The organism is Amycolatopsis sp. cmx-4-83 (assembly GCF_046548815.1).
Classification (GTDB): Bacteria; Actinomycetota; Actinomycetes; order Mycobacteriales; family Pseudonocardiaceae; genus Amycolatopsis; species Amycolatopsis pretoriensis_A.
On the sequence record NZ_JAEBEF010000009.1, the window covers coordinates 196,586 to 216,889 of the forward strand.

The window sequence follows — 20,304 nt, forward strand, 5'->3', positions numbered from 1 at the left end:
GCGCCCCGATGTGGCCTTCGGGGCGTCAGAAGTCGAAGCCGCCGCCGTCGAAGCCACCACCGTCGAACCCGCCGCCGTCGAAGCCGCCGCCCCAATCGCCGCCGCTGTCGCCGCCGCCGAAGTCGCCTCCGCCGTCGCCGCCCATGTCGCCGCCGTCGCCGCCGCCCGCGTCGCCGGACTCGAGCGCGTCCTGCTGGCCCGCGTCGTAGCCCGACTCCCACGCCGAGGCGCTGGCGATGCCGCCCATGCCGGAGAACATCGCGCTGAACAGGAACATCGACCCGAGGCCCCAGGCGCCGGCGACGAGCGCGGGCTTCCACCACGGCTCGCTGTACCAGCCCTGCGGGACCGGCCGCCCGGCGACGCGGCCGCCGGGGTAGTAGTACGGCGTGTCCTGGCCGGCGTCCGGCGAGGCCGCGTAGTGCTGGCCCTCGACGTCGACGTCACGGCGCTCGGTGACCTTGCCGGCGCGCTCGCGCTCGGCCTCCTCCGGCAGCTGCGGGCCGGGGTCCATGCCCATGGCGACGCGCGCGGCGCGGACGTAGTAGAGGCCCTCGACGGCGGTGTCCTTGACCAGCCGGGCCTGCTCGATGGTGCGGGCCTGCTCCAGCTGCGAGCCGGCCGCGTTGTAGCGCTCGCTCGCGTCGGCCATCGCCTGCATCGACGCGGTGTCGTTGCCGTTGAGGTTGAGTACCTGACCGCCGAGCCGCTCGACCAGGCGCCGGGCGTCGGCCTTGGCGTCGTCGAGCTCCCGCTGCCGGGCCGCGGCGCGCTGCCGCGAGAAATAGAGGCCGCCACCGACGATCACGACGACGAGCACGATCAGGAAGATCGCGGTGCCCATGGACCACTCCCAGAAGTTCGGGGCTCGGGTGACCGGAAGTCACCTTTGATCCGGACAACGCGGACGTTACGCGGAGGGTTCCCGGACAGTGATCCGGCACACCGTCGGACCTGGCCGAGCAAACTAGAACACGTTATAGTTCGACACCATGAAGTTCACCCTGTCGATCGCGATGAACCCCCTCGATCAGCTGGGCGAGCTCGCCCGGGCCGCGGAAGAGGCCGGCTTCGCCTCCATCGCCCTGCCGGACTCGCTCTTCTACGCCGAAACGGTGGACACGGACTACCCGTACACCCCCGACGGCAGCCGGTTCTGGACCGGGGAAACCCCGTGGGTCGACCCGCTCGTCGCCACCGCGTCGATGGGGGCGGTCACCAGCCGGATCCACTTCTACACGTCGGTGCTCAAGCTCGGCTCGCGCAACCCGGTGCTGCTGGCGCGCCAGGTGGGTTCGGCGAGCGTGCTCACCGGCGGCCGCTTCGGGCTCGGGCTCGGCGTCGGCTGGCTGCCGCAGGAGTTCGAGTACTGCGGCGTCCCGTTCGAAAAGCGCGGCAGGCGCGTCGACGAGGCCATCGACGTGCTGCGCCTGCTCCTCGACGGCGGCATGGCCGAGTACCACGGCGACTTCTACGACTTCGACAAGATCCAGATGAGCCCGGCGCCGCCGTCGCGGGTGCCGTTCTACATCGGCGGCCACACCGAGGTGGCGCTGAAGCGCGCCGCGCGGGTCGCCGACGGCTGGTCGTCGGCGATGATGAAGCTCGAAGAGCTGCGCGAGACCATCGCCCGGCTCAAGGAGCTGCTGGCCGAGCGCGGCCGCGCCGACGACCCGTTCGAGTACCAGGCGGTCTGCATCGACCGCTTCGGCCTCGACGGCTACCGCGAGCAGGCCGAAGCGGGCGTCACCGACGTAATCACGATGCCGTGGGTGTTCGACGGCGTCGGGTTCGACGCGCCGGTCGAGCCGAAGCTGGAAGCGATCCACAAGTTCGGGGCCGAGATCATCGCGAAGTTCGAGGAGTGACTGCCGTGGGTGTGCAGGTCAGCTGGGACACGGCGGCGGAGCAGCCGCCCGCGCGGCGCGCGGCGGTCGCGTCGATGACCGCGGTGACGGCGGGCGACAAGGAGGCGTGGCTGGACCTGTTCGCCGCCGACGCCGTGGTGGAGGACCCGGTCGGCCCCTCGTTCTTCGACGAGGAGGGCAAGGGCCACCACGGCCGCGACGGCATCAGCGCGTTCTGGGACAAGACGATCGCCAACGTGGAGCGTTTCGAGTTCACGATCCGCGACTCCCACGCGGCGGGCGACGAGGTGGCCAACGTCGGCACGATCACGACGTACTTGCCGGGCGGCTACCGCGTGGACACCGACGGGGTGTTCGTCTACCGGGTGGGCGAGGACGGGCTGATCCGGTCGATGCGGGCGTTCTGGGAGACCGAGCGCGCGATGGCGACCGCCCGGCAGGTGACCGAGTAGCGCCCGGCCGGCGGATCAAGCCCACCGAAGGCCGCTCCGGAGTTCTCCGGGGCGGCCTTTCCCGTGCCCCGGGAAAAGATCGACACGTACCGCAACTGATCGATTGCGGAAAGACGGCATTCTGGCGATTGTTTGCTCGATCGTGCTACCTTTTGCTCATGCAAGCAAAAACGTTCACCGAGAACGCCCGGCGGGCGCAGATCGTCCGCGCGGCGATCGAAACCATCGGTGAACTCGGGTACGCGAAGGCTTCGTTCGGGCAGATCGCGAAGCGTGCCGGGCTGAGCAGCACCGGCATGATCTCCTACCACTTCGACGGCAAAGCGGACCTGATCGCCGAAGTCGTGCGGGACGTGCTGACCACGAGCCTCGCGTACATGCGGGACCGGATCGACGCGGTGGACGGGCCAGCGGCGGAGCTGCGGGTCTACATCGAGTCGAACCTGGCGTTCATCGCCGAGCACCCCGTCGAACTCACCGCGCTGCTCGAAAGCCTGCGGCACGGCGGGGCTCCCGGCGGCGAGGCCGACGGTGGCACCGGGGAGTGGTACCACGGCGCCATCGACGTCCTGGAGACCTGCTTGCGCGAGGGTCAGCGGACCGGCGACTTCGGCCGGTTCGACCCGCGCGTCATGGCGATCACCATCCGCCAGGCCATAGACGGCTTCCACACCGAATCGATCCGCCGTCCGGGGATCGACGTCGCCGCCTACGCGGCCGAACTAGTCCGCATCGTCGAACGTGCCACCGCGCACGACTGAACTGGGGAAACCATGGCCACCTCGTCCTCGACCGGCCGCGCGCTGCGGCCGGTCATCTTCCTGCTCTACCTGAACCTGCTGCTCAGCATCGCGTTCGCGGTGCTGACGTTCCTGAACAAGGACGGCATCCTCGACTACCAGGTGCTGCACTGGGAATCGACCGGCCAGGCCAACCCGGCCGACCACGCGGAAACGCGCACGTCGCTCGAAAGCGTCCTGTGGATCCGCCCGGTGTCGGTGCTGGTCATCGCCATCGTCTACGTCCGGCTGGCCGCGCGGCTCAAGCTCGGCCGCCGGCGCACCTACGTCCGCGTGATGCTGGTGACCGTCCTCGGGCTGGCGGGTCTCGTGTACCTCGTCGTCTCGGCCGAATTCCCGAACTGGATGCGGGCCGGCCAGGTCGTGCAGGCAGTGGTGCTGCTGGTGTTGTTCCTGCTGCTCTGCAGCAAGGGCGTCCGCGGGTACTTCTCGAAGGAGGGCCGCGTTCCCGCGAAGGTCTGACGGACGGGCGCCGCGTCCCGATCCGTGGACGCGGCGCCCGCTAAAAAAATGTTCACAATCTGTTTCCTTCCGGCCTTTCGGTTACGCCCGAAAAAAAGGCCTGCCCGCCGCTCACTCGAATGCCGGAACCCCCGGGCCGGGGCTTCGACTGGGAGGAACAAGTGGTGTGGCTCATAGCGCCCACCGACTTTCGGCCCCTTGCCCGTCGACCGGCGTTTCCCCACGGTAAACGCTGGTCGGGACGGGTATGCGGAATGTCCTGCCGAACAGGACCAAACGGACATCGTGGTCCGGGTGAAGCCCCTTCGCGGCTCGTTGCGGCACGTAGGGGCAGGTGGTAGCTTCTGGTTCGTTATCTCCTCGCGGGAGACCGGGTGATCGGGACAGGTAATCACCCAACCGGGAAACTGCGGGGATCTGGGGTCTGGGGAAAGGTTCGTCTGATGAACGGATACCGCTGTCCTTCGTGAGGGACGCTGAATAGACACTGACGCCGGCTCATGCGCGAGCCGGTCGAGTTCGCAATCGCCGGTCGACGCCGTTGGGGAGCGGTGGGCCGTGTGATTGCCGTGAAGCAATGCGTGCGGAGGCATTCGCCTGCCCGCACACGTGCCTGTGCTGGTGATTCGCGGAACAAACCGGAGCCGGCGGCCTGGGGGTCGTCGTGCCGGCCGTGGATCGAAGGAATCCAACACACAGAGAATTTCTGGGGGAAGTTCCGTCATGCTCATCGAACGTGACTTCGAAACGGCGACGCTGAGTCAGATGCTCGCCGACTGCCATTCCGGGGCCGGCGGTGTCGGCCTCGTCCTCGGACCGGTCGCCAGCGGGAAAACGGCCCTGCTGGAAGAGTTCGGCAGACAGGCCGCCGGTACCGGCGCGGTCGTGCTGTCCGCCTCCGGCGCCCGGTCGGAAACCGCCGTCGGGCTGGGTGTCGTTTCCCAGCTGGTGCACACCCCGGGTGTCCGCGCGGACATCGTCGACCAGGTTTCGGCGTACGTGGAGGACGCCGAAGCCGACGCGACGCTGCTGGACAGCCGGTTCCTGCACCGCCTGTCCAGCGCGGTGATCAGCTGGTCGGCCGAGACCCCGCTGGTGATCTGCGTCGACGACGCCCACTACGCCGATCCCGCGTCGCTGCAGTTCCTGCAGCACATGGCGCGGCGCATCCGGCCCGCCCGGGTGCTCGTGCTGCTCGCCGAACGCGCGGACCCCGGCGAACGGCGCCCGGTCCGCCACGTCGACCTGATGCGGCGCCCGCACTGCCGCCAGCTGCGGCTGGCCCCGCTGTCCCGCAACGGCGTCGGCGTCCTGCTGGCGGGCAAGCTGGACGAGGGCAAGGCGCACGCGCTGGCCGCGGAGTGCTTCGCGATCAGCGGCGGCAACCCGCTGCTGGCCACCGCGCTGGTGCAGGACACCAGGGCGGCGGGCGCGGGCGGGGTCGTCGCCGGGCCCGCCTACCGGCACGCGGTGCTCAGCTGCCTGCACTCCAGCGAGCCGCGGGCGCTCGAACTCGCCCGGGCGCTCGCCGTCCTCGGCGACGGCGAGCAGTCGCCGATCGCCCTGGCGGGCGGCATGGTCTCCTTCGCGCCGGCCACCGCCGAGCCGGTGCGCCGGGCGCTGGAGTCGGCCGGCGTCCTCGACGGGCACCGGTTCCGCCACGCCGAGGCCCGCGTGGCGGTGCTCGACGAGCTCGACCCCGCCGTCCGGTCCGCCCTCCACGGCCAGGCCGCGCGCCTGCTGTTCGACCAGGGCGCCCGGCCGACCGCGATCGCCGCCCACGTCGTGGCGGGGAACCTGGACGAGCCGTGGACCGAGCACCTGCTGTCCGAGGCGTCGGAGGCGGCGCTGCTCGAGGACGACGTCGAACTGGCCCGCGCCTGCATCGCGCTGGCCAGCCGCTGCTGCACCGACGACCGCGACCGCGCGATCGCCAAGGCGTCGCTGGCCGACATCGAGTGGCGGACGACCCCGGCGAAGGCGATGCGGCGGCTGCCGGAGCTGGTGCACGCGACCCGCGCCGGGCACCTGCCGGGCATCCGGGTCGTCGGTATCTTCGAGTTCCTGCTGTGGTTCGGCCGGGTCGACGAGGCCGTGGAGATCGCGAACGCCTTCGGCGACCTCGTCGACTCCACCGACCGCCGCACCCGCGGCGAGCTGCTCACGCTCGACTCGTGGCTGGCCAGCTCGGTGCCGGGGATGCGGCACCTCGTCGAGCCGATGCTCGCGACCTGCACCGGGGACGCCGCGGCGCCGCGGCTCGGGCTGGTGGTGAACTCGCAGCAGAAGGCGGTCGACGCGCTCACCAGCGCCGTCCGCGAAGGCCCGACCGAGGCGGCCGTGCTCGACGCCGAGCAGGTGCTGGAAGGCACCCGGATGACCGACACCAGCCTGCGGCACCTGGTGTTCGCCGCCACGGTGCTGATCTACGCCGAGCGCCTCGACAAGGCCGCGACCTGGGCCGAGCACCTGATGGCGCAGGCCGCCGGGCGCCCGGCCCCGACGTGGCAGGCGTCGCTGGCGGAACTGCGCGCGGAGGTCGCCCTCCGCCAGGGCGACCTGCCGCTCGCGGCCCGCAACGCGAAGATCGCGCTGACGAAGATGACGCCGGAGGCCTGGGGCATCGGGGTCGGCGCCCCGCTGGCCACGCTGCTCGCGGCGCTGACCGAGATGGGCCGGTTCGATGAGGCGGCGGAGCTGCTCAACCAGCCGGTGCCCGACGCGCTCGGCGAGACCCGGTTCGGCCTGCACTACCTGCACGCGCGGGGGCACTACTACCTCGCGACGGGCCGGCTGCCGACCGCGCTGAACGACTTCCTCGCCTGCGGGGAGCAGATGGCGCGCTGGGACCTGGACCAGCCGTCGCTGGTGCCGTGGCGCTCCAGCGCCGCGGAGGTCTACCTGAAGCTGGGTGACCGCGAGAAGGCCCGGGAACTCGCCGAGGAGCAGGCGGCGAAGCTCGGCCCGGACTGCGGGGACCGGACGCGGGGCATCACGCTGCGGACACTCGCGCTCGTGGCCGACCCGGCCCGGCGGCCGAAGCTGATGCAGGAAGCGGCCGACGCGCTCGAGAAGTCCGGTGCCAAGCTGGAACTGGCCCGGACGCTGGCCGAGCTGAGCCGGGCCGGCGGCGACCCCGCCATCGCGCGCACGGCGAGCCGGGACGCGCGGGCGCTGGCCAAGGAGTGCGGGGCGGAGCTGCTGCGGCGGTCCTTCCTCGAGGGCGGCTCCGACGACGTCGTGGTCTCCCTCCGCGGTGCGGTGGCGCCCACCGACGTCAAGCTGCTGACCGACGCCGAACAGCGGGTCGGCTGGCTGGCCGCGCGGGGCCACACCAACCGGGAGATCGCGAGCCGGCTCTACATCACCGTCAGCACCGTGGAGCAGCACCTGACGCGCGTCTACCGCAAGCTGAGCGTCACCCGGCGCCGCGACCTGGCGTCGGAACCGCAGCTGCGGGTGCCGGAGCAGCAGGAGCGGGTGCCGGGCGCGGCCCGTCAGCCCGTCGCGGTCAACCACCAGGCGGTGCCCCCGGTCCGCCGTCCGCTGCGGCCGGTACCGCCCGTGCGCTGACACCTCGGCGGTGCGAAGGAGCCGGGACCCGCCTCGCGCGGGCCCCGGCTCCTTCGCGTGTTTCGGGCCCACCCCTAGGTTTTTCGCCCCGCCCCTAGGCCACTTCGGACGGGGTAGGGGCGGCCCACTGACTTGGTGCCGATCTCCTTGACTTCGCGGCGGCCTGGCGCGAGCGTGGACGTCGTTGCCGACCACCGGACGCGGATTCGGCGGTACAGCGCGATTTTCGCGGCGGCAGGGTTCACCGAAGCTGCTCGCAAGGCGGCCGGACGACGCCACGGCGGGGGCTGCACTCGTTACGTGGCACAGGAAGGCACACATTCATGGCGAAGCGTGCGTTGATCACCGGTATCACCGGCCAGGACGGGTCGTACCTGGCCGAACACCTCCTGGCCGAGGGCTACCAGGTCTGGGGCCTGGTCCGCGGCCAGGCGAACCCGCGCAAGTCGCGGATCAGCAGGCTGGTCTCCGATCTCCACTTCGTGGAGGGGGACCTGATGGACCAGGTCAGCCTCGTGGCCGCGGTGGACCTGGTGCAGCCGGACGAGGTCTACAACCTCGCGGCCATCTCGTTCGTGCCGATGTCCTGGCAGCAGCCGGAACTCACCACCGAGGTGAACGGCATGGGTGTGCTGCGGGTGCTCGAAGCGGTCCGGATGGTGTGCGGGCTGGACAAGTCGCGGCCCACCGGCGGCGGCGGGATCCGGTTCTACCAGGCGTCGTCGTCGGAGATGTACGGCAAGGTCGCCGAGACCCCGCAGAACGAGCAGACCATCTTCCACCCGCGCAGCCCCTACGGCGTCGCGAAGACCTACGGGCACTTCATCACCAAGAACTACCGCGAATCCTTCGGCATGTTCGGGGTTTCCGGGATCCTGTTCAACCACGAGTCGCCGCGCCGCGGGGCCGAGTTCGTCACCCGCAAGATCACCATGGCGGTGGCGGAGATCAAGCTGGGCATGCGCGACAAGCTCTACCTCGGCAACCTGGACGCGGTGCGCGACTGGGGTTTCGCCGGCGACTACGTCCGCGCGATGCACCTGATGCTGCAGCAGGACACGGCGACCGACTACGTGGTCGGCACCGGGGAGATGCACTCGGTCCGCGACGCCGTCCAGATCGCCTTCGACTCGGTGGACCTGAACTGGCGCGACTACGTCGTCGTCGACCCGGCCCTGGTGCGGCCCGCGGAGGTCGAAACCCTCTGCGCCGACCCGGACAAGGCGCGCGCCGAGCTCGGCTGGAAGCAGTCGGTCGACTTCGAAGAGCTGATGCGCATGATGGTCGAGGCCGACCTGCGCAAGGCGTCGAACGAGCACAAGTACAGCGAACTGATGCTCGCCGGGAGCTGGTGAGACGATGGCTCCCGTCCTGTTCGCGTCGATCGCCGACGCCGGCATGATCAACCCGCTGCTCGTCATCGCGGGCGAGCTCGCCCGCCGCGGCGTGCCGGACCTGTACTTCGCGTCCACTGAGGACCGTCGCGCCGTCGTCGAGGCGATCTCCGCCGACAACCCGGTGAAGTTCGTGTCGTTCGGGGAGCGCCTCGAGCGCCCGCCGGGCGAGTGGGACCCGGACCTCTACGCCGCCGCGACGCAGCCCGCGAAGCCCGGCAGCCTCACCGCGCGGCCCCAGAACGTCATCGCCTACCTCAGCGGCGTCACGGACGCGAGCATCATGGTGACGATGTACGAGCGCGCGCTGGCCGTCGTCGACGAGGTCAAGCCGGGGCTGATGGTCATCGACTCCTCCAGCGTCTACCCGACCGACGCGGCGATCGCGCGGGACATCCCGTACGTCTACAGCGTGCCGATCTCGGTCAGCGAGGTCTTCGCCGACCGCCTCCCGCTGAGCTACCCGAGCCCGAACACCGGGCTGCCGCGCGACCTCTCCGGGCGTCAGAAGCTCGCGAACCTCGGCTTCCGGCTGCGGCTGCTGCTCGGCATGCTGACGAAGGTGCCGGCGGTGCAGTTCACCAAGGCCCGCAAGGAAGCCGGCATCCTGAACGCGACCGCGGGCCAGTCCACCTACGCCGACCGCGCGCAGGCGATCCTGGCCTACTCGGTGTTCGGCATGGAGTACCCGTTCGAGGCGGCGCCGTCGCACCTGAAGATGGTCGGCCCGGTCGTCCCGCCGCTGCCCGAGGCGGTGGAGCCGGACCCGGCGCTGTCGGCCTGGCTCGACGAGCACGAGTCGGTCGTCTACCTGGCGTTCGGCACCCACATGCGGCTGACCGCGCCCCAGGTGACGGCGATCGCCGAAGCGGCGCGCAAGCTCGGGCCGGAGCACCACGTGCTGTGGAAGCTGCCCAAGGCCCAGCGCGCGCTGCTGCCGGCGGACCTGCCGTCGAACGTGCGGCTGGAGAACTGGGTGCCGTCGCAGTTCGACGTCCTGGCCCACCCGCACGTGCGCGTCTACTACAACCACGGCGGCGGCAACAGCGCGTACGAGGGCGTCTACTTCGGCAAGCCGGGTCTCGTGCAGCCGTTCTGGATGGACTGCCACGACCACGCGGCCCGCGTCCTCGACAGCGGCTGCGGCCTGGTCCTTTCGCACGAGGAGACGGTGTCCGCGGACGCGATCGTCGCGAAGCTGCGGAGGTTGCTGGAGGAGAAGGAGTTCACGGCGAACGCCGAGGACTGGGCGGACCGCTTCCGGTCGGCGGGCGGCGCGTCGGCCGCGGCCGACGCCGTGCAGGCCGCGGTCCGGTGATCGATTCCGTGGTCGGGGAAGGGAAGGACATGTCCATCAAGTACCCGGTGTCGCAGCCGTACTTGGACGAAACCGAGCTGGCCAACGTGACCGAGGCCGTCACGAGCGGCTGGATCTCCTCGCAGGGCCCGTACGTGGCCCGGTTCGAGGAGGCGTTCGCGGCGTACAACGGGGTGGCGCACGGAGTGGCGTGCTCCTCCGGTACGACGGCGCTGACGCTGGCGTTGCGGGCCCTCGGGATCGGCCCCGGCGACGAGGTGATCGTCCCGGAGTTCACGATGATCGCCTCCGCGTGGGCGGTGACGTACACGGGCGCGACGCCGGTGTTCGTCGACTGCGGCGACGACCTCAACATCGACGTGTCGCTCATCGAAGCGAAGATCACCCCGCGCACCAAGGCGATCATGCCGGTGCACGTCTACGGCCGCCGGTGCGACATGACCGCGATCATGGAGCTGGCGTACGAGTACAACCTGCGCGTGGTGGAGGATTCCGCGGAGGCGCACGGCGTGAGCCCGGTCGGGGACATCGCCTGCTTTTCGCTGTTCGCCAACAAGATCATCGCTTCGGGCGAGGGCGGCATCTGCCTCACGTCGGACCCGCGGCTGGCCGAGCAGATGAAGCACCTGCGGGGCATGGCGTTCAACCGCGACCACACGTTCCTGCACAAGAAGATCGGCTACAACTTCCGGATGACCAACCTCCAGGCGGCGGTGGCCGTCGCCCAGGTGGGGAAGCTGGATTCGATCCTGGCGCTGCGGGCGTCGATCGAGGAGCGGTACGACGCCCGGCTGCGGGACGTCCCCGGCGTGACGCTGATGCCGCGCCGCGACGTGCTGTGGATGTACGACCTGCTGTGCGAGCGCCGGGAAGAGCTGCGGGAGTTCCTCGCTTCCGAGGGGGTCGAGACCCGGGTGTTCTTCAAGCCGATGAGCCGGCAGCCGATGTACCTCGACCCGGTGTGGCCATCGCTGCGCGCGAACCGGTTCGCCGAAGAGGGGCTGTACCTGCCGACGTACACGTCGTTGACGGAGGCCGATCAGGAGTACATCACCGACCGGGTGCGGAAGTTCTACGGTTGCTGATCGCGCGCTGAACGAGGAAAGGCCCGCAGCCACCCCGGCTGCGGGCCCTCTTCATCAGGGCTTCGGCACCTTGCTGCTCAAGTACGTCAGCACCGCCAGCACCCGCCGGTTGTCGTCTTCGTGCTGGGTCAGGTCCAGCTTCGTGAAGATGCTCGCCGTGTGCTTGCCCACGGCGGCTTCGCTGATCACCATCCGCTGGGCGATCGCCGCGTTCGAGCGGCCCTCCGCCATCAGCTCCAGCACCTGGCGCTCCCGCGGCGTCAACGCGTCCAGCGGGTCCCGGCGCGAGCGGCTCGCCAGCAGCTTCGAGATGACCTCGGGGTCCATCGCCGTCCCGCCGGCCGCGACCATGCGCAGGGCGTCCACGAACTGGTCGGCGTTGAGCACCCGGTCCTTCAGCAGGTACCCGATCGCCCCCGTGCCGTCCGCCAGCAGCTCGCGGGCGTACGTCTGCTCGACGTGCTGGGAGAGCACCAGCACCGGCATCCCCGGGCGCCGCTTGCGGGCCTCCAGGGCCGCGCGGATGCCCTCGTCGCTGAACTTGGGGGGCAGCCGGACGTCGACCACCGCGATGTCCGGGGTGTGGTCCTCGATGGCCTTCAGCAGCTCGGTCGCGTTGCCGACCGCGGCCACGACGGTGAACCCCTTCGCCTCGAGCAGCCGGGTCATGCCGTCTCGAAGCAGGTAGAGATCCTCCGCGAGGACAACGCGCACGAACCGCTCCTGGGTTTCCGGGCCGGGCGGGGCCGGGGCTGGGTGGTCCAACCGTACCGTCGCCGCACCCGCCCGGTTACCCCGCGTCAGTCCAGCGCGCGCTTCAGGAAACCGCGGATCCCGAAGACCCCGAAGAGCACCGTCGCCGCCACCATGACCACCAGGGAGATCCACAGCGGGATCGACTGGACCTGGGTCGGCATCACCAGCCGGCGCAGGGCCTCCGACACGTACGTCAGGGGATTGGCCGCGCAGATCACCTGGAACCACCGCAAACCGGACAGGCTGAGCCACGGGAACTGGCCGGACCCGGTGAAGATCAGCGGGACCAGCAGGATCGTGAACACCAGGTTGATGTGCCGCGGCGGGACGATCGTGCCGAGCACCATGCCCACCGCCGCGCCGGCCAGCGAACCCAGTGCCACGACCCCGGCCACGCCGGGCAGGGCCGCGACGTCCCAGCGGACGCCGTCGAGGATGAGCAGGCCGATCGGGATCATCACCAGGCCGGCGATGATGCCGCGGATCGCGCCGAACAGCATCTTCTCCACCGCCACCAGGCGGATCGACAGCGGCGCCAGCAGCCTGTCCTCGATCTCCCTGGTCACCGAGAAGTCCAGCACCAGCGGGAGCGCGGTGTTCTGCAGCGCCCCGGTGAACGCGTTCATCGCGACCATGCCGGGCAGCAGGATCTGCGCGTACCCGGCGCCCGCGTACCCGATCTGCGAGAGCACCTTGCCGAAGATGAACAGCAGGAACAGCGGCTGGATCAGCATCTGCGCCAGGAAGGGCAGCAGCTCGCGCCCGGTGACGAAGAAGTCGCGGCCGAGCACGGCGAAGAACGCGCGGGCCTGGCCGGGGCTGCCGGCCTGGCCGGTCCCGGTGCCGATCCCGGGCTGCGGGGTGAGCGTCGTGGCGGTCATCGGAGGTCCCGTCCGGTGATTGAGATGAACACGTCTTCGAGGGTGGGCTTGCCGAACGAAATCCCCGTGACCTCGCACCGCTCGCGGCCCAGCACGGCCAGCACGCCGGGCAGCAGCGACGCCGGTTCCGCTTCGGTGTAGAGGCGGAACTGGACGGCGCCCTCGTCGGCCGCGGCCCGGCCGGTCGCGGCGAGCCGCTCGACCCGGACGACGGCGGGCACCAGCTCCAGCTCCTTGCCGACGGCTTCGGCGGGCGCGTCGGCCAGCGTGACGCCCACGGTGAGCGTCGTGTTGCCCGGCAGCGACCGGGTCAGCGCCTCGGTCGTGTCGAGGGCCAGCAGCTTGCCGTGGTCGACGATGCCGACCCGGTCGCACAGCTTGGCCGCCTCGTCCATGTCGTGCGTGGTGACGACGACGGTGACGCCCTCGGCCGTCAGCTCGGCGACGCGCTCGTGCACGAACAGCCGCGACTGCGGGTCCAGCCCGGTCGCCGGCTCGTCGAGGAACATCACCTTCGGCTTGTGCATCAGGGCCCGGGCGATCATCACGCGCTGGGCCTGGCCGCCGGACATCTCGTCCACCCTGGCCTTCGCCCGCGGGCCGAGGCCCATCCACTCGATCAGCTCGTCGGCCCGGCGGTGCCGCTGCGCCCGCCCCATGCCGTGGTAAGCGGCGTGGAACAGCAGGTTCTGCCGCACCGTCAGCGACTGGTCGAGGTTGTTGCGCTGGGGCACCACGGCCAGCACCTGGCGGGCCGCGGTCGCATCCTTGACGACGTCGATGCCGGCCACCTCGGCCCGCCCGGACGTCGGCAGCGCGCGCGTGGTCAGCATGCTGACCGTCGTCGTCTTGCCCGCGCCGTTGGGGCCCAGCAGGCCGAACACCTCGCCCGCGGCGATCGTGAAGCCGAGGCCGTCGACCGCAGGCCGTTCTGCTTTCGGGTACCTCTTCACGAGGTCCCGCACCACCACAGCGTCCTGCACGCTGGTCCTCCAGGAAATCACCGGGCGCGCGGCCCGGGAGGGATCGGAAAGTGCGCATACGGGGGTGAGGAAGGGCCGTGGTGCTGGGGGACAACCTCGGCCCTTCCCCACAGGCGGCTGGTTCGAGGAACCAGCGAGCCGGAAAGCGCGCCCGGGCCGCGGGGGCCCGGGCGCGAAGTCGTCAGGAGACGCGCTTGAGGTGCCGCTCGAGCTCGTCGGCCGCGCGGACGGCGCCGCCGGCCGCGCGCACCTTCGCGCCCATCGCCGCGACCGCGGACCGGATCCGCTCGTCGCCCGCGGTGGTCTGCACCGCTTCGCGCAGCAGCTCCGGAGTGGGCTCCTGGCCGGCCAGGCTGGTGCCCAGGCCGAGCTCGGCGACGCGCTGGGCCACCGCGGCCTGCTCGACGCTCTGCGGCAGCGACACCATCGGAGTGTCGAAGTACAGCGCCTCCATCGTCCCGCCCATGCCGGAGTGGGTGATGAAGGCCGAAGCGTGCTTCAGCACCGCCAGCTGCGGCACTGCGGCGTGCGCCTCGACGTTCGGCGGCAGCTCCCCGAGCTCCGCCTGGTCGAGCGTGCCGACCGACAGCACCACGTGCCAGTCCTCGCCCGTGAACGCCGCCACGACGGCCCGGAAGAAGTCCGGGCGGTCGTTGAACGCCGTGCCGAGCGAAACCAGCAGCACGGGCTTGCCGTCCGACGGCGGCTGCCAGTCGCCCTGGAACGTCCGGTCGCCCAGGCACGGGCCGATGAACGCGAAGTGGTCGTCGAACGTTTCGCCGTGGTACTGGAACTCCTTCGCCACGAACGCGAGCGCGAACTCCTCGCGGCCGATGGCGAAGTCGGCGGGGGTGATCTCCGGGACGCCGTGCGCCGCGGTCAGTTCCGCGATCTTCTCGCGGAAGGCCACGCGGGCCGGGTGCTCCTCGCTGAAACCGTTTTCTTCCCCGAGGAACTTCGCCAGCGACCACTCGTCGTTGTAGGCGAAGGACGGGAACAGCTCCACCGCGGGCACGCCCCACTTCGCGGCGAGCACCCGCCCGGTCGCGTAGACCGTGCGGTCGTACAGGATCAGGTCCGGCACGTCGTCGGCGAAGGCCGCTTCGAACACCGGGATGGTCGCGGTGCTCTCCATGACCAGCACCAGCGGCAGCCAGGCGGCGAAGTCGGCGGGCGGGTCCTCGGTGCGCGGCTTCGGCGTCAGGGACGACTCGTAGCGCAGGACCCGTGCTCCCGTCGGTGCCACGAGGTCGGCGAACTGGTCCGTGGTGGCGAAGGTGACGCGGTGACCGCGGCGGACCAGCTCGGCGGCCACGTCCAGCGTCGGCATGATGTGCCCGTACGCGGGGATGTTCAGCAGCGCGATGTGTGCCATGGGAAAGCTCCTCGGAGTGCGGTGGTCGGCCGGGGGCCCTCAGGCACGCAGGTCGTGCTTGCGGGTGTAGTAGGCCATGAAGCCGATGAGCCCGCCGAGGACCACGATCCACTGCACGGTCGTCACCAGGTTGATGTCGTCGAGCGGCAGGGAGTAGGCGAGCACGACGCGGACGACCGCGTCGACGATCATGCCGACACCGAAGACCACCGTCAGCAGGCGCAGGCCGTGGCGCATCTTGGGCTCGGTGTCCCAGCGGCGCTCCCAGACCTCGGCGCCGGCGCCGCCCCGCTTGGTGCGGGCGATGCTGACCCCGGCGTGCAGGAAGAACGGCTTTTCGAAGAACAGCGTGATCAGCATCCAGACGCCGAACATGGCCGTGAGCCAGCCGTCCTTGGCGAAGAAGAACCGTGCGTCGCCGGAAATCAGGGAAACTGCGGTGCCGATGACCATCATCGTCACCATGAAGAGGCCGAGCCCGTCGATCTTGCGGTACCGGGCGAAGACGTACACGGTGCGGACGACGGGGACGATGCCACCGATGATCGCGGCGGTCAACAGCGGGACGCCGTTCTGGCGCAGGATGTAGTAGACGGCGAGGGGGACGATCAGGTCGAATGCGGCGGAAGCGAACAGCGCCAGCCGCGGGTTCCGGGGTTCCGCGTGGGACTGCGTGCCCGCTTGGGTGCGCTGGATGCCGGCTTCGTTCATTGCTGCTCCTGGGTCATCGCGAGTTCGGTCGCGTTTCCGGTGCCATTCGCTTGCGTCGTGGCGCCGCTTGCGTTGACAACGGTAGTGTCGCGGTGCTGGTCGGCGTGAGCCTGTTAGACCGAACATAGGGGTATGGCTGGCTATACCCCTATGTGTGGCCTAAGCCGATTGTCTCCCCCCTCGGGGCGCCGCAGACTGGGACAACCTCGAGTGCGAGCGGACCCGATCGGGCCGCCCGGAGGGGATGGGGGACGCGATGAGCCGACCAGGAACACTCTCCCGTGGAGAGTATGATCTGCCGATGTCGTCGATTCCCCAGCGGAGCGCATCGGCCGTCCGGCGCGGCTTCGCCGGAATGGCACGACTGGTCGTTCTCGTGCTGTTCGCGGCCGCGCAGGTGTGCGTTCTCACGCTGCCCGCGGCGATCTGGCTGCCGGAATACGTCGCGGCCGCGGGGCTGACCGTGCTGGTCGCCATTCCCGCGTGCCGGGTGCTGCCCGTCCTTTCCCGGAAAAGCGCGCCGTCGCTCTACGGCCGCGCGATCGAATCGCCTTACCTCCCGTTGCCGGTGCTGGAACGCACCGAAAACGGGTGGTACTGGAACGGCTACGACTTCCACCGGTTCCGCTGGGTCTCCCTGGCCCAGCGCCGCGGCCGCTGGTTCTTCACCGACCCGGCGACCTGGCGCGACCTGTGCTGGCTGGTGGTCAACCCGCTGACCGGCGGCGTGGTGGCGGCCCTGCCGGTCGCGCTCGCCGCGTTCGGGGCGTTCCTGCTGGTCTCGCCGCTGACCGCGCCGCACCTGGCGACCGGCGAGTGGTACTTCCCGCTGCCCATGGACACGCCGGCCGGGGTCGCCGGGACCGCCGTCGCGGGGCTCGCGCTGCTGGTGCTGGGCCTGGTGGCCGCGCCCGGCGCGGTCAGCCTGCACGAGGCCTGGACGCGGTGGCTGCTGGCGCCCGACGAGCGCACGCTGCTGACGCGGCGGGTGGAGCGGCTCTTCGCGACGCGGGCCGCGGCCATCGACGCGCAGGCCGCGGAGCTGCGGCGGATCGAGCGCGACCTGCACGACGGCGCCCAGGCGCGGCTGATCGCGATCGGCATGTCGCTCAGCACCGCCGAGATGCTGCTCGACACCGACCTCGACGAGGTCCGGCGGCAGCTGGCGGGCGCGCGTGACCTGTCCGCGGCCGCGCTGCGGGAGCTGCGGGGGCTGGTGCACGGCATCCAGCCGCCGATGCTCGCCGACCGCGGCCTCGGCGCCGCTCTCGAGGACCTCACGATGGACGCGCCGGTGCCCACCGACGTCGAGGTCGGCCTGATCGGCAGGCCGGACGCGGCACTGGAGTCGGCGGTCTACTTCTCCGTGGCCGAACTGCTGGCCAACGCGGCCAAGCACGCGGCCGCGAAGCGGGTGCGGGTCAGCGTCACCCACCGGCCGGGCGTCCTGCGGGTCGTCGTCGCCGACGACGGCAAGGGTGGCGCCGACTTCAGCCGCGGCAGCGGGCTCGTCGGGGTCCAGCGGCGGGTCGCGGCGTTCGACGGCGTCGTGGAAATCGACAGCCCGGCGGGCGGCCCGACCGAAATTACCATCCTCATTCCGTGCGTCCTGCCATCAGCCGAACAGTAAACTGATATCGGGGGATCGAAATGCGTCGTGGGATCGTGGTGTGCCTGTTCGCTCTCGTCACTTCTTTTTCGGTGGCCGGGTGCGACCATTTGATCGATCTGGGCTGTGCGGATCGGTCGTGCCATTTCAACCTCGTCAGCGGTGGCAAGGTCGACCTCGGCGGGCAGGAACTGGAAGTGCAGAAGGTCGACAACAATTCCGTGACCTTCCTGTCGAACGGGATCAGCGTCTCGCTGTTCCAGGGGGTCGACATCAATTTCCTCGGGTACCACCTGCACCTCGGGGAGATCCGCGGCGGCGAAGCCAGCTTGGACGTCACCCGGAATTAGCCGGGAGTTCGTCTCGCGGCCGCTCTGAACCGGTGAAGGCCCTGGTCAAGACAGGGGTTACGGTCCGTGCTGTAGTCACCTAGGTTGGTCGTCAATTGGACCAACATGCGGTGGGGGCGACCCTTTCGCGGGTTTCTGGGGTGACTATGCGTAATGATCTTCTTCGTGCGCGGCCACGGTTGCGCACGGCGGCGGTCGTCCTGGCCGGCGTACTCCTGACGTCCGGTCTGGCGGCGGCCGGCGCCGCGGCCGATCCGGCCGCGAAGTTCTCGCCGAGGGTGCGGAGCCTCGTCGGCGAGCTGACCCTCGACGAGAAGCTTTCCCTGGTGCACGGCGGCACGGACCCGAACAGCGTCGGCGAAGCGGGGTACGTGCCCGGTGTGCCGCGCCTCGGCATCCCGTCGCTGCGGCTGGCGGACGGCTCCGCCGGGGTGCGCGTCGACAAGCCGTCGGTCGTCATGCCGGCGCCGGTTTCGCTCGCGTCCAGCTTCGACGAGTCGCTCGCCACCCGCTACGGCGCCGGCGTCGGCCGCGAAGCCCGGGCGCTGGGCACCGACGTGCTGCTGTCGCCGATGGTGAACACCATCCGGATCCCGTACGGCGGGCGCAACTTCGAGACCTTCAGCGAGGACCCGCTGCTGACGTCGCGGATCGCCGCGGCGGAGGTCAAGGGCATCGCGGGCCAGGGCACCATCCCGGTGGTCAAGCACCTCGCCGGCAACAACCAGGAGAACGACCGGCAGACGATCAACGTCCAGATGGACGACCAGACGCTGCACGAGGTCGAGCTGCCCGGGTTCGAGGCGGCGGTGAAGGCCGGCGCCGGCGCGGTGATGTGCTCGTACAACAACCTCAACGGGCCGTCCGCGTGCGCGAACGGCGACCTGCTGACCGGGATCCTGCGGGAGCAGCTGGCGTTCAAGGGCTGGGTGATGTCGGACTGGCGGATGTCGCTGACGCCCGAGTCCCTGCCCAAGGGCCTCGACCAGGAGATGCCGGACGGCACGTACTTCGGCGACCAGCTCAAGACCGCGATCAGCGAAGGCAAGATCCCGCAGTCCGCTTTGGACACCGCGGTCGCGCGCATCCTCGGCCAGCTGGACCGGTTCCACCTGCTCGACAACCCGGCGCGCCCGGCGCGCGACCTGTCCGGCCTGACGGCGACCGCGCAGGACGTCGCCCAGGCCGGCGCGGTCCTGCTGCGCAACGAGAAGGCGGCGCTGCCGCTGAGCACCGCGAAGTCGGGCAAGGTCGCGGTGATCGGCTACAACGCGAAGACGCCGAAGCTCAACGGCGGCGGCAGCTCCCACGTGCTCCCGTCGGCCACGCCGGCCACCCCGCTGGACGTCATCAAGAAGCGCGCGGGCAGCACCACGACCTACACCACGGGCTACGACCCGGCGGGCGAGGTCGTCCCGGCGAACGCGCTGTCCCCGGCCTACACCCAGGGCGGCGGGCTGCCCGCCGGCGCGGAAGGCGTGTTCTACAACGGCACGATCACCGCGCCGGTCGAGGGCGACTACAGCATCCAGCTGCAGGCCACCGGCGGTGGCGGCTTCCTCCAGGTGGACGGCGCCGCGAGCGGCCTGTTCGGCGACTCCATCGCGACCGGCTACACCGGCATCACCGTGCACCTGACCGCGGGCCAGCACTCGCTGCTGCTCTACGGCTTCGCGGACTTCGTCAAGCCGCTGCAGGTGAACCTGCACTGGCTCACCCCGGTCGCGGCCACGGCCAAGATCGCCGAGGCGGTGGCGGCGGCCAAGCTGGCCACGACGCCGATCGTGTTCGCCTACGACGACAGTTCCGAGGGCCTCGACCGCCCGGACCTGTCGCTGCCGGGCTACCAGGACGAGCTGATCGACGCGGTCGCCACGGCCAACCCGCGCACGGTGGTCGTCCTCAACACGGCGTCCGCGGTGAAGATGCCGTGGCTGGCGAAGACGGCCGCGGTGCTGGAGATGTGGTACCCGGGCCAGAAGGGCGCGGAAGCGACGACGGCGCTGCTGTACGGCGACGCCAACCCGCAGGGCAAGCTGACCCAGACGTTCCCGGTGGACGAGGCCCACACGCTCGTCAGCGGCGAAGCCGGCCTGTACCCGGGCCAGGACGGCCAGGTGAAGTACACGGAGGGCGTCGACGTCGGCTACCGCTGGTACGCGGACAAGAAGGTGACCCCGCTCTTCCCGTTCGGCTACGGCCTTTCGTACACGTCGTTCGCCTACAGCGGCCTGACGGCCACGAACGCGTCGGACGGTGGTCTGGACGTGAAGGTGACGGTGCGGAACACGGGGACCCGGACGGGAACCGAGGTGGCCCAGGTGTTCCTCGGCCCGAGCCCGCAGGTGACGGCCCCGCAGGCCCCGACGGCGCTGGGCGGCTACGCGAAGGTGACGTTGACGGCGGGCGCGTACCGGACGTTGACGATCCACGTGGACCCGCGCCAGCTGAGCTACTGGGACTCGGCGGCGAAGGCGTGGAAGCGGGGAGGCGGGACGCGGTCGGTGAAGGCGGGTTCGTCTTCGGCGTCGCTGCCGCTGGGCACGCAGGTCGCGGTGAACTGACGCTGATCGGACGGCCGGTGCTCCTTCGCGGGGCACCGGCCGGCTTCAAAGATGCGGCTTCGCCGGGGCGTGGGAAATCGGCGCTCCGGTGGTTGGCTTTTTGTGGTGATCGGCAGCGCCGAT

Annotated in this window: 17 protein-coding genes; 11 read left to right on the forward strand and 6 right to left on the reverse strand. The window is 70.5% G+C overall.

What is annotated here, in order from left to right:
- Positions 1-25: 25 nt before the first annotated feature.
- Positions 26-844 carry a hypothetical protein gene (locus tag ACLJQM_RS28365; RefSeq protein ID WP_360776259.1) on the reverse strand — a complete coding sequence of 273 codons (819 nt, stop codon included), beginning with the start codon at positions 842-844 and terminating at the stop codon, positions 26-28.
- A 148-nt stretch (positions 845-992) separates the two neighbouring features.
- Here ACLJQM_RS28365 and ACLJQM_RS28370 point away from each other — a divergent pair, with 148 nt between their 5' ends.
- From ACLJQM_RS28370 to ACLJQM_RS28405, 8 genes are all read left to right on the forward strand, one after another.
- A complete protein-coding gene (locus ACLJQM_RS28370) occupies positions 993-1,868 on the forward strand; it encodes a TIGR03619 family F420-dependent LLM class oxidoreductase (protein WP_410633411.1) in 876 nt (291 codons plus the stop codon).
- Positions 1,869-1,873: 5 nt separating this feature from the next.
- Positions 1,874-2,320 (forward strand): nuclear transport factor 2 family protein, encoded by a 447-nt coding sequence (locus ACLJQM_RS28375; RefSeq protein WP_360776254.1) that lies wholly within the window; start codon positions 1,874-1,876, stop codon positions 2,318-2,320.
- A 158-nt stretch (positions 2,321-2,478) separates the two neighbouring features.
- Complete coding sequence (locus ACLJQM_RS28380; protein ID WP_247020442.1) at positions 2,479-3,081, forward strand: TetR/AcrR family transcriptional regulator; 603 nt, start codon at positions 2,479-2,481, stop codon at positions 3,079-3,081.
- A 12-nt stretch (positions 3,082-3,093) separates the two neighbouring features.
- Complete coding sequence (locus ACLJQM_RS28385) at positions 3,094-3,582, forward strand: hypothetical protein (RefSeq protein WP_247020444.1); 489 nt, start codon at positions 3,094-3,096, stop codon at positions 3,580-3,582.
- A gap of 723 nt (positions 3,583-4,305) precedes the next feature.
- Positions 4,306-7,155: an AAA family ATPase gene (locus tag ACLJQM_RS28390; protein ID WP_410633412.1), complete on the forward strand. Its 2,850-nt coding sequence runs from the start codon at positions 4,306-4,308 to the stop codon at positions 7,153-7,155.
- Positions 7,156-7,478: 323 nt separating this feature from the next.
- Positions 7,479-8,510, forward strand: a complete 1,032-nt coding sequence (locus ACLJQM_RS28395) for a GDP-mannose 4,6-dehydratase (RefSeq protein ID WP_360776247.1) — start codon at positions 7,479-7,481, stop codon at positions 8,508-8,510.
- A 4-nt stretch (positions 8,511-8,514) separates the two neighbouring features.
- Positions 8,515-9,867, forward strand: coding sequence for a glycosyltransferase (locus tag ACLJQM_RS28400; protein WP_410633413.1), 1,353 nt, complete (start codon positions 8,515-8,517; stop codon positions 9,865-9,867).
- A gap of 29 nt (positions 9,868-9,896) precedes the next feature.
- Positions 9,897-10,952 (forward strand): DegT/DnrJ/EryC1/StrS family aminotransferase, encoded by a 1,056-nt coding sequence (locus ACLJQM_RS28405; protein WP_410633414.1) that lies wholly within the window; start codon positions 9,897-9,899, stop codon positions 10,950-10,952.
- Between the two features lie 54 nt (positions 10,953-11,006).
- On the opposite strand, the gene ACLJQM_RS28410 is transcribed toward ACLJQM_RS28405, so the two are convergent.
- From ACLJQM_RS28410 to ACLJQM_RS28430, 5 genes are all read right to left on the reverse strand, one after another.
- A complete protein-coding gene (locus tag ACLJQM_RS28410; RefSeq protein ID WP_281506243.1) occupies positions 11,007-11,666 on the reverse strand; it encodes a response regulator in 660 nt (219 codons plus the stop codon).
- Between the two features lie 86 nt (positions 11,667-11,752).
- Positions 11,753-12,589: an ABC transporter permease gene (locus tag ACLJQM_RS28415; RefSeq protein WP_410633415.1), complete on the reverse strand. Its 837-nt coding sequence runs from the start codon at positions 12,587-12,589 to the stop codon at positions 11,753-11,755.
- A complete protein-coding gene (locus tag ACLJQM_RS28420; RefSeq protein WP_410633416.1) occupies positions 12,586-13,572 on the reverse strand; it encodes an ABC transporter ATP-binding protein in 987 nt (328 codons plus the stop codon). The genes ACLJQM_RS28415 and ACLJQM_RS28420 overlap by 4 nt, the downstream gene beginning before the upstream one ends.
- A 181-nt stretch (positions 13,573-13,753) precedes the next feature.
- A complete protein-coding gene (locus ACLJQM_RS28425) occupies positions 13,754-14,947 on the reverse strand; it encodes a macrolide family glycosyltransferase (protein WP_410633417.1) in 1,194 nt (397 codons plus the stop codon).
- Positions 14,948-14,986: 39 nt separating this feature from the next.
- Positions 14,987-15,658: a VC0807 family protein gene (locus tag ACLJQM_RS28430; RefSeq protein ID WP_360776233.1), complete on the reverse strand. Its 672-nt coding sequence runs from the start codon at positions 15,656-15,658 to the stop codon at positions 14,987-14,989.
- 301 nt (positions 15,659-15,959) lie between these two features.
- On the opposite strand from ACLJQM_RS28430, the gene ACLJQM_RS28435 reads away from it, so the two are divergent.
- From ACLJQM_RS28435 to ACLJQM_RS28445, 3 genes are all read left to right on the forward strand, one after another.
- The gene (locus ACLJQM_RS28435) at positions 15,960-17,288 is read left to right on the forward strand and encodes a histidine kinase (protein WP_410633418.1); all 1,329 of its coding nucleotides are present in this window, start codon (positions 15,960-15,962) and stop codon (positions 17,286-17,288) included.
- A gap of 20 nt (positions 17,289-17,308) precedes the next feature.
- Positions 17,309-17,617: a hypothetical protein gene (locus tag ACLJQM_RS28440; protein WP_247020460.1), complete on the forward strand. Its 309-nt coding sequence runs from the start codon at positions 17,309-17,311 to the stop codon at positions 17,615-17,617.
- 179 nt (positions 17,618-17,796) lie between these two features.
- Positions 17,797-20,181, forward strand: a complete 2,385-nt coding sequence (locus tag ACLJQM_RS28445) for a beta-glucosidase family protein (RefSeq protein ID WP_410633419.1) — start codon at positions 17,797-17,799, stop codon at positions 20,179-20,181.
- Positions 20,182-20,304: the final 123 nt, after the last annotated feature.

Excerpts from the sequence above, each read along its gene's own strand:
- ACLJQM_RS28430 (WP_360776233.1), bottom strand. The coding sequence starts at position 15,658 with ATGAACGAAGCCGGCATCCAGCGCACCCAAGCGGGCACGCAGTCCCAC.
- ACLJQM_RS28385 (WP_247020444.1), top strand. The coding sequence starts at position 3,094 with ATGGCCACCTCGTCCTCGACCGGCCGCGCGCTGCGGCCGGTCATCTTC.
- ACLJQM_RS28390 (WP_410633412.1), top strand. The coding sequence starts at position 4,306 with ATGCTCATCGAACGTGACTTCGAAACGGCGACGCTGAGTCAGATGCTC.
- ACLJQM_RS28440 (WP_247020460.1), top strand. The coding sequence starts at position 17,309 with ATGCGTCGTGGGATCGTGGTGTGCCTGTTCGCTCTCGTCACTTCTTTT.
- ACLJQM_RS28380 (WP_247020442.1), top strand. The coding sequence starts at position 2,479 with ATGCAAGCAAAAACGTTCACCGAGAACGCCCGGCGGGCGCAGATCGTC.
- ACLJQM_RS28395 (WP_360776247.1), top strand. The coding sequence starts at position 7,479 with ATGGCGAAGCGTGCGTTGATCACCGGTATCACCGGCCAGGACGGGTCG.
- ACLJQM_RS28400 (WP_410633413.1), top strand. The coding sequence starts at position 8,515 with ATGGCTCCCGTCCTGTTCGCGTCGATCGCCGACGCCGGCATGATCAAC.
- ACLJQM_RS28405 (WP_410633414.1), top strand. The coding sequence starts at position 9,897 with ATGTCCATCAAGTACCCGGTGTCGCAGCCGTACTTGGACGAAACCGAG.
- ACLJQM_RS28425 (WP_410633417.1), bottom strand. The coding sequence starts at position 14,947 with ATGGCACACATCGCGCTGCTGAACATCCCCGCGTACGGGCACATCATG.
- ACLJQM_RS28435 (WP_410633418.1), top strand. The coding sequence starts at position 15,960 with ATGTCGTCGATTCCCCAGCGGAGCGCATCGGCCGTCCGGCGCGGCTTC.
- ACLJQM_RS28415 (WP_410633415.1), bottom strand. The coding sequence starts at position 12,589 with ATGACCGCCACGACGCTCACCCCGCAGCCCGGGATCGGCACCGGGACC.
- ACLJQM_RS28370 (WP_410633411.1), top strand. The coding sequence starts at position 993 with ATGAAGTTCACCCTGTCGATCGCGATGAACCCCCTCGATCAGCTGGGC.
- ACLJQM_RS28365 (WP_360776259.1), bottom strand. The coding sequence starts at position 844 with ATGGGCACCGCGATCTTCCTGATCGTGCTCGTCGTCGTGATCGTCGGT.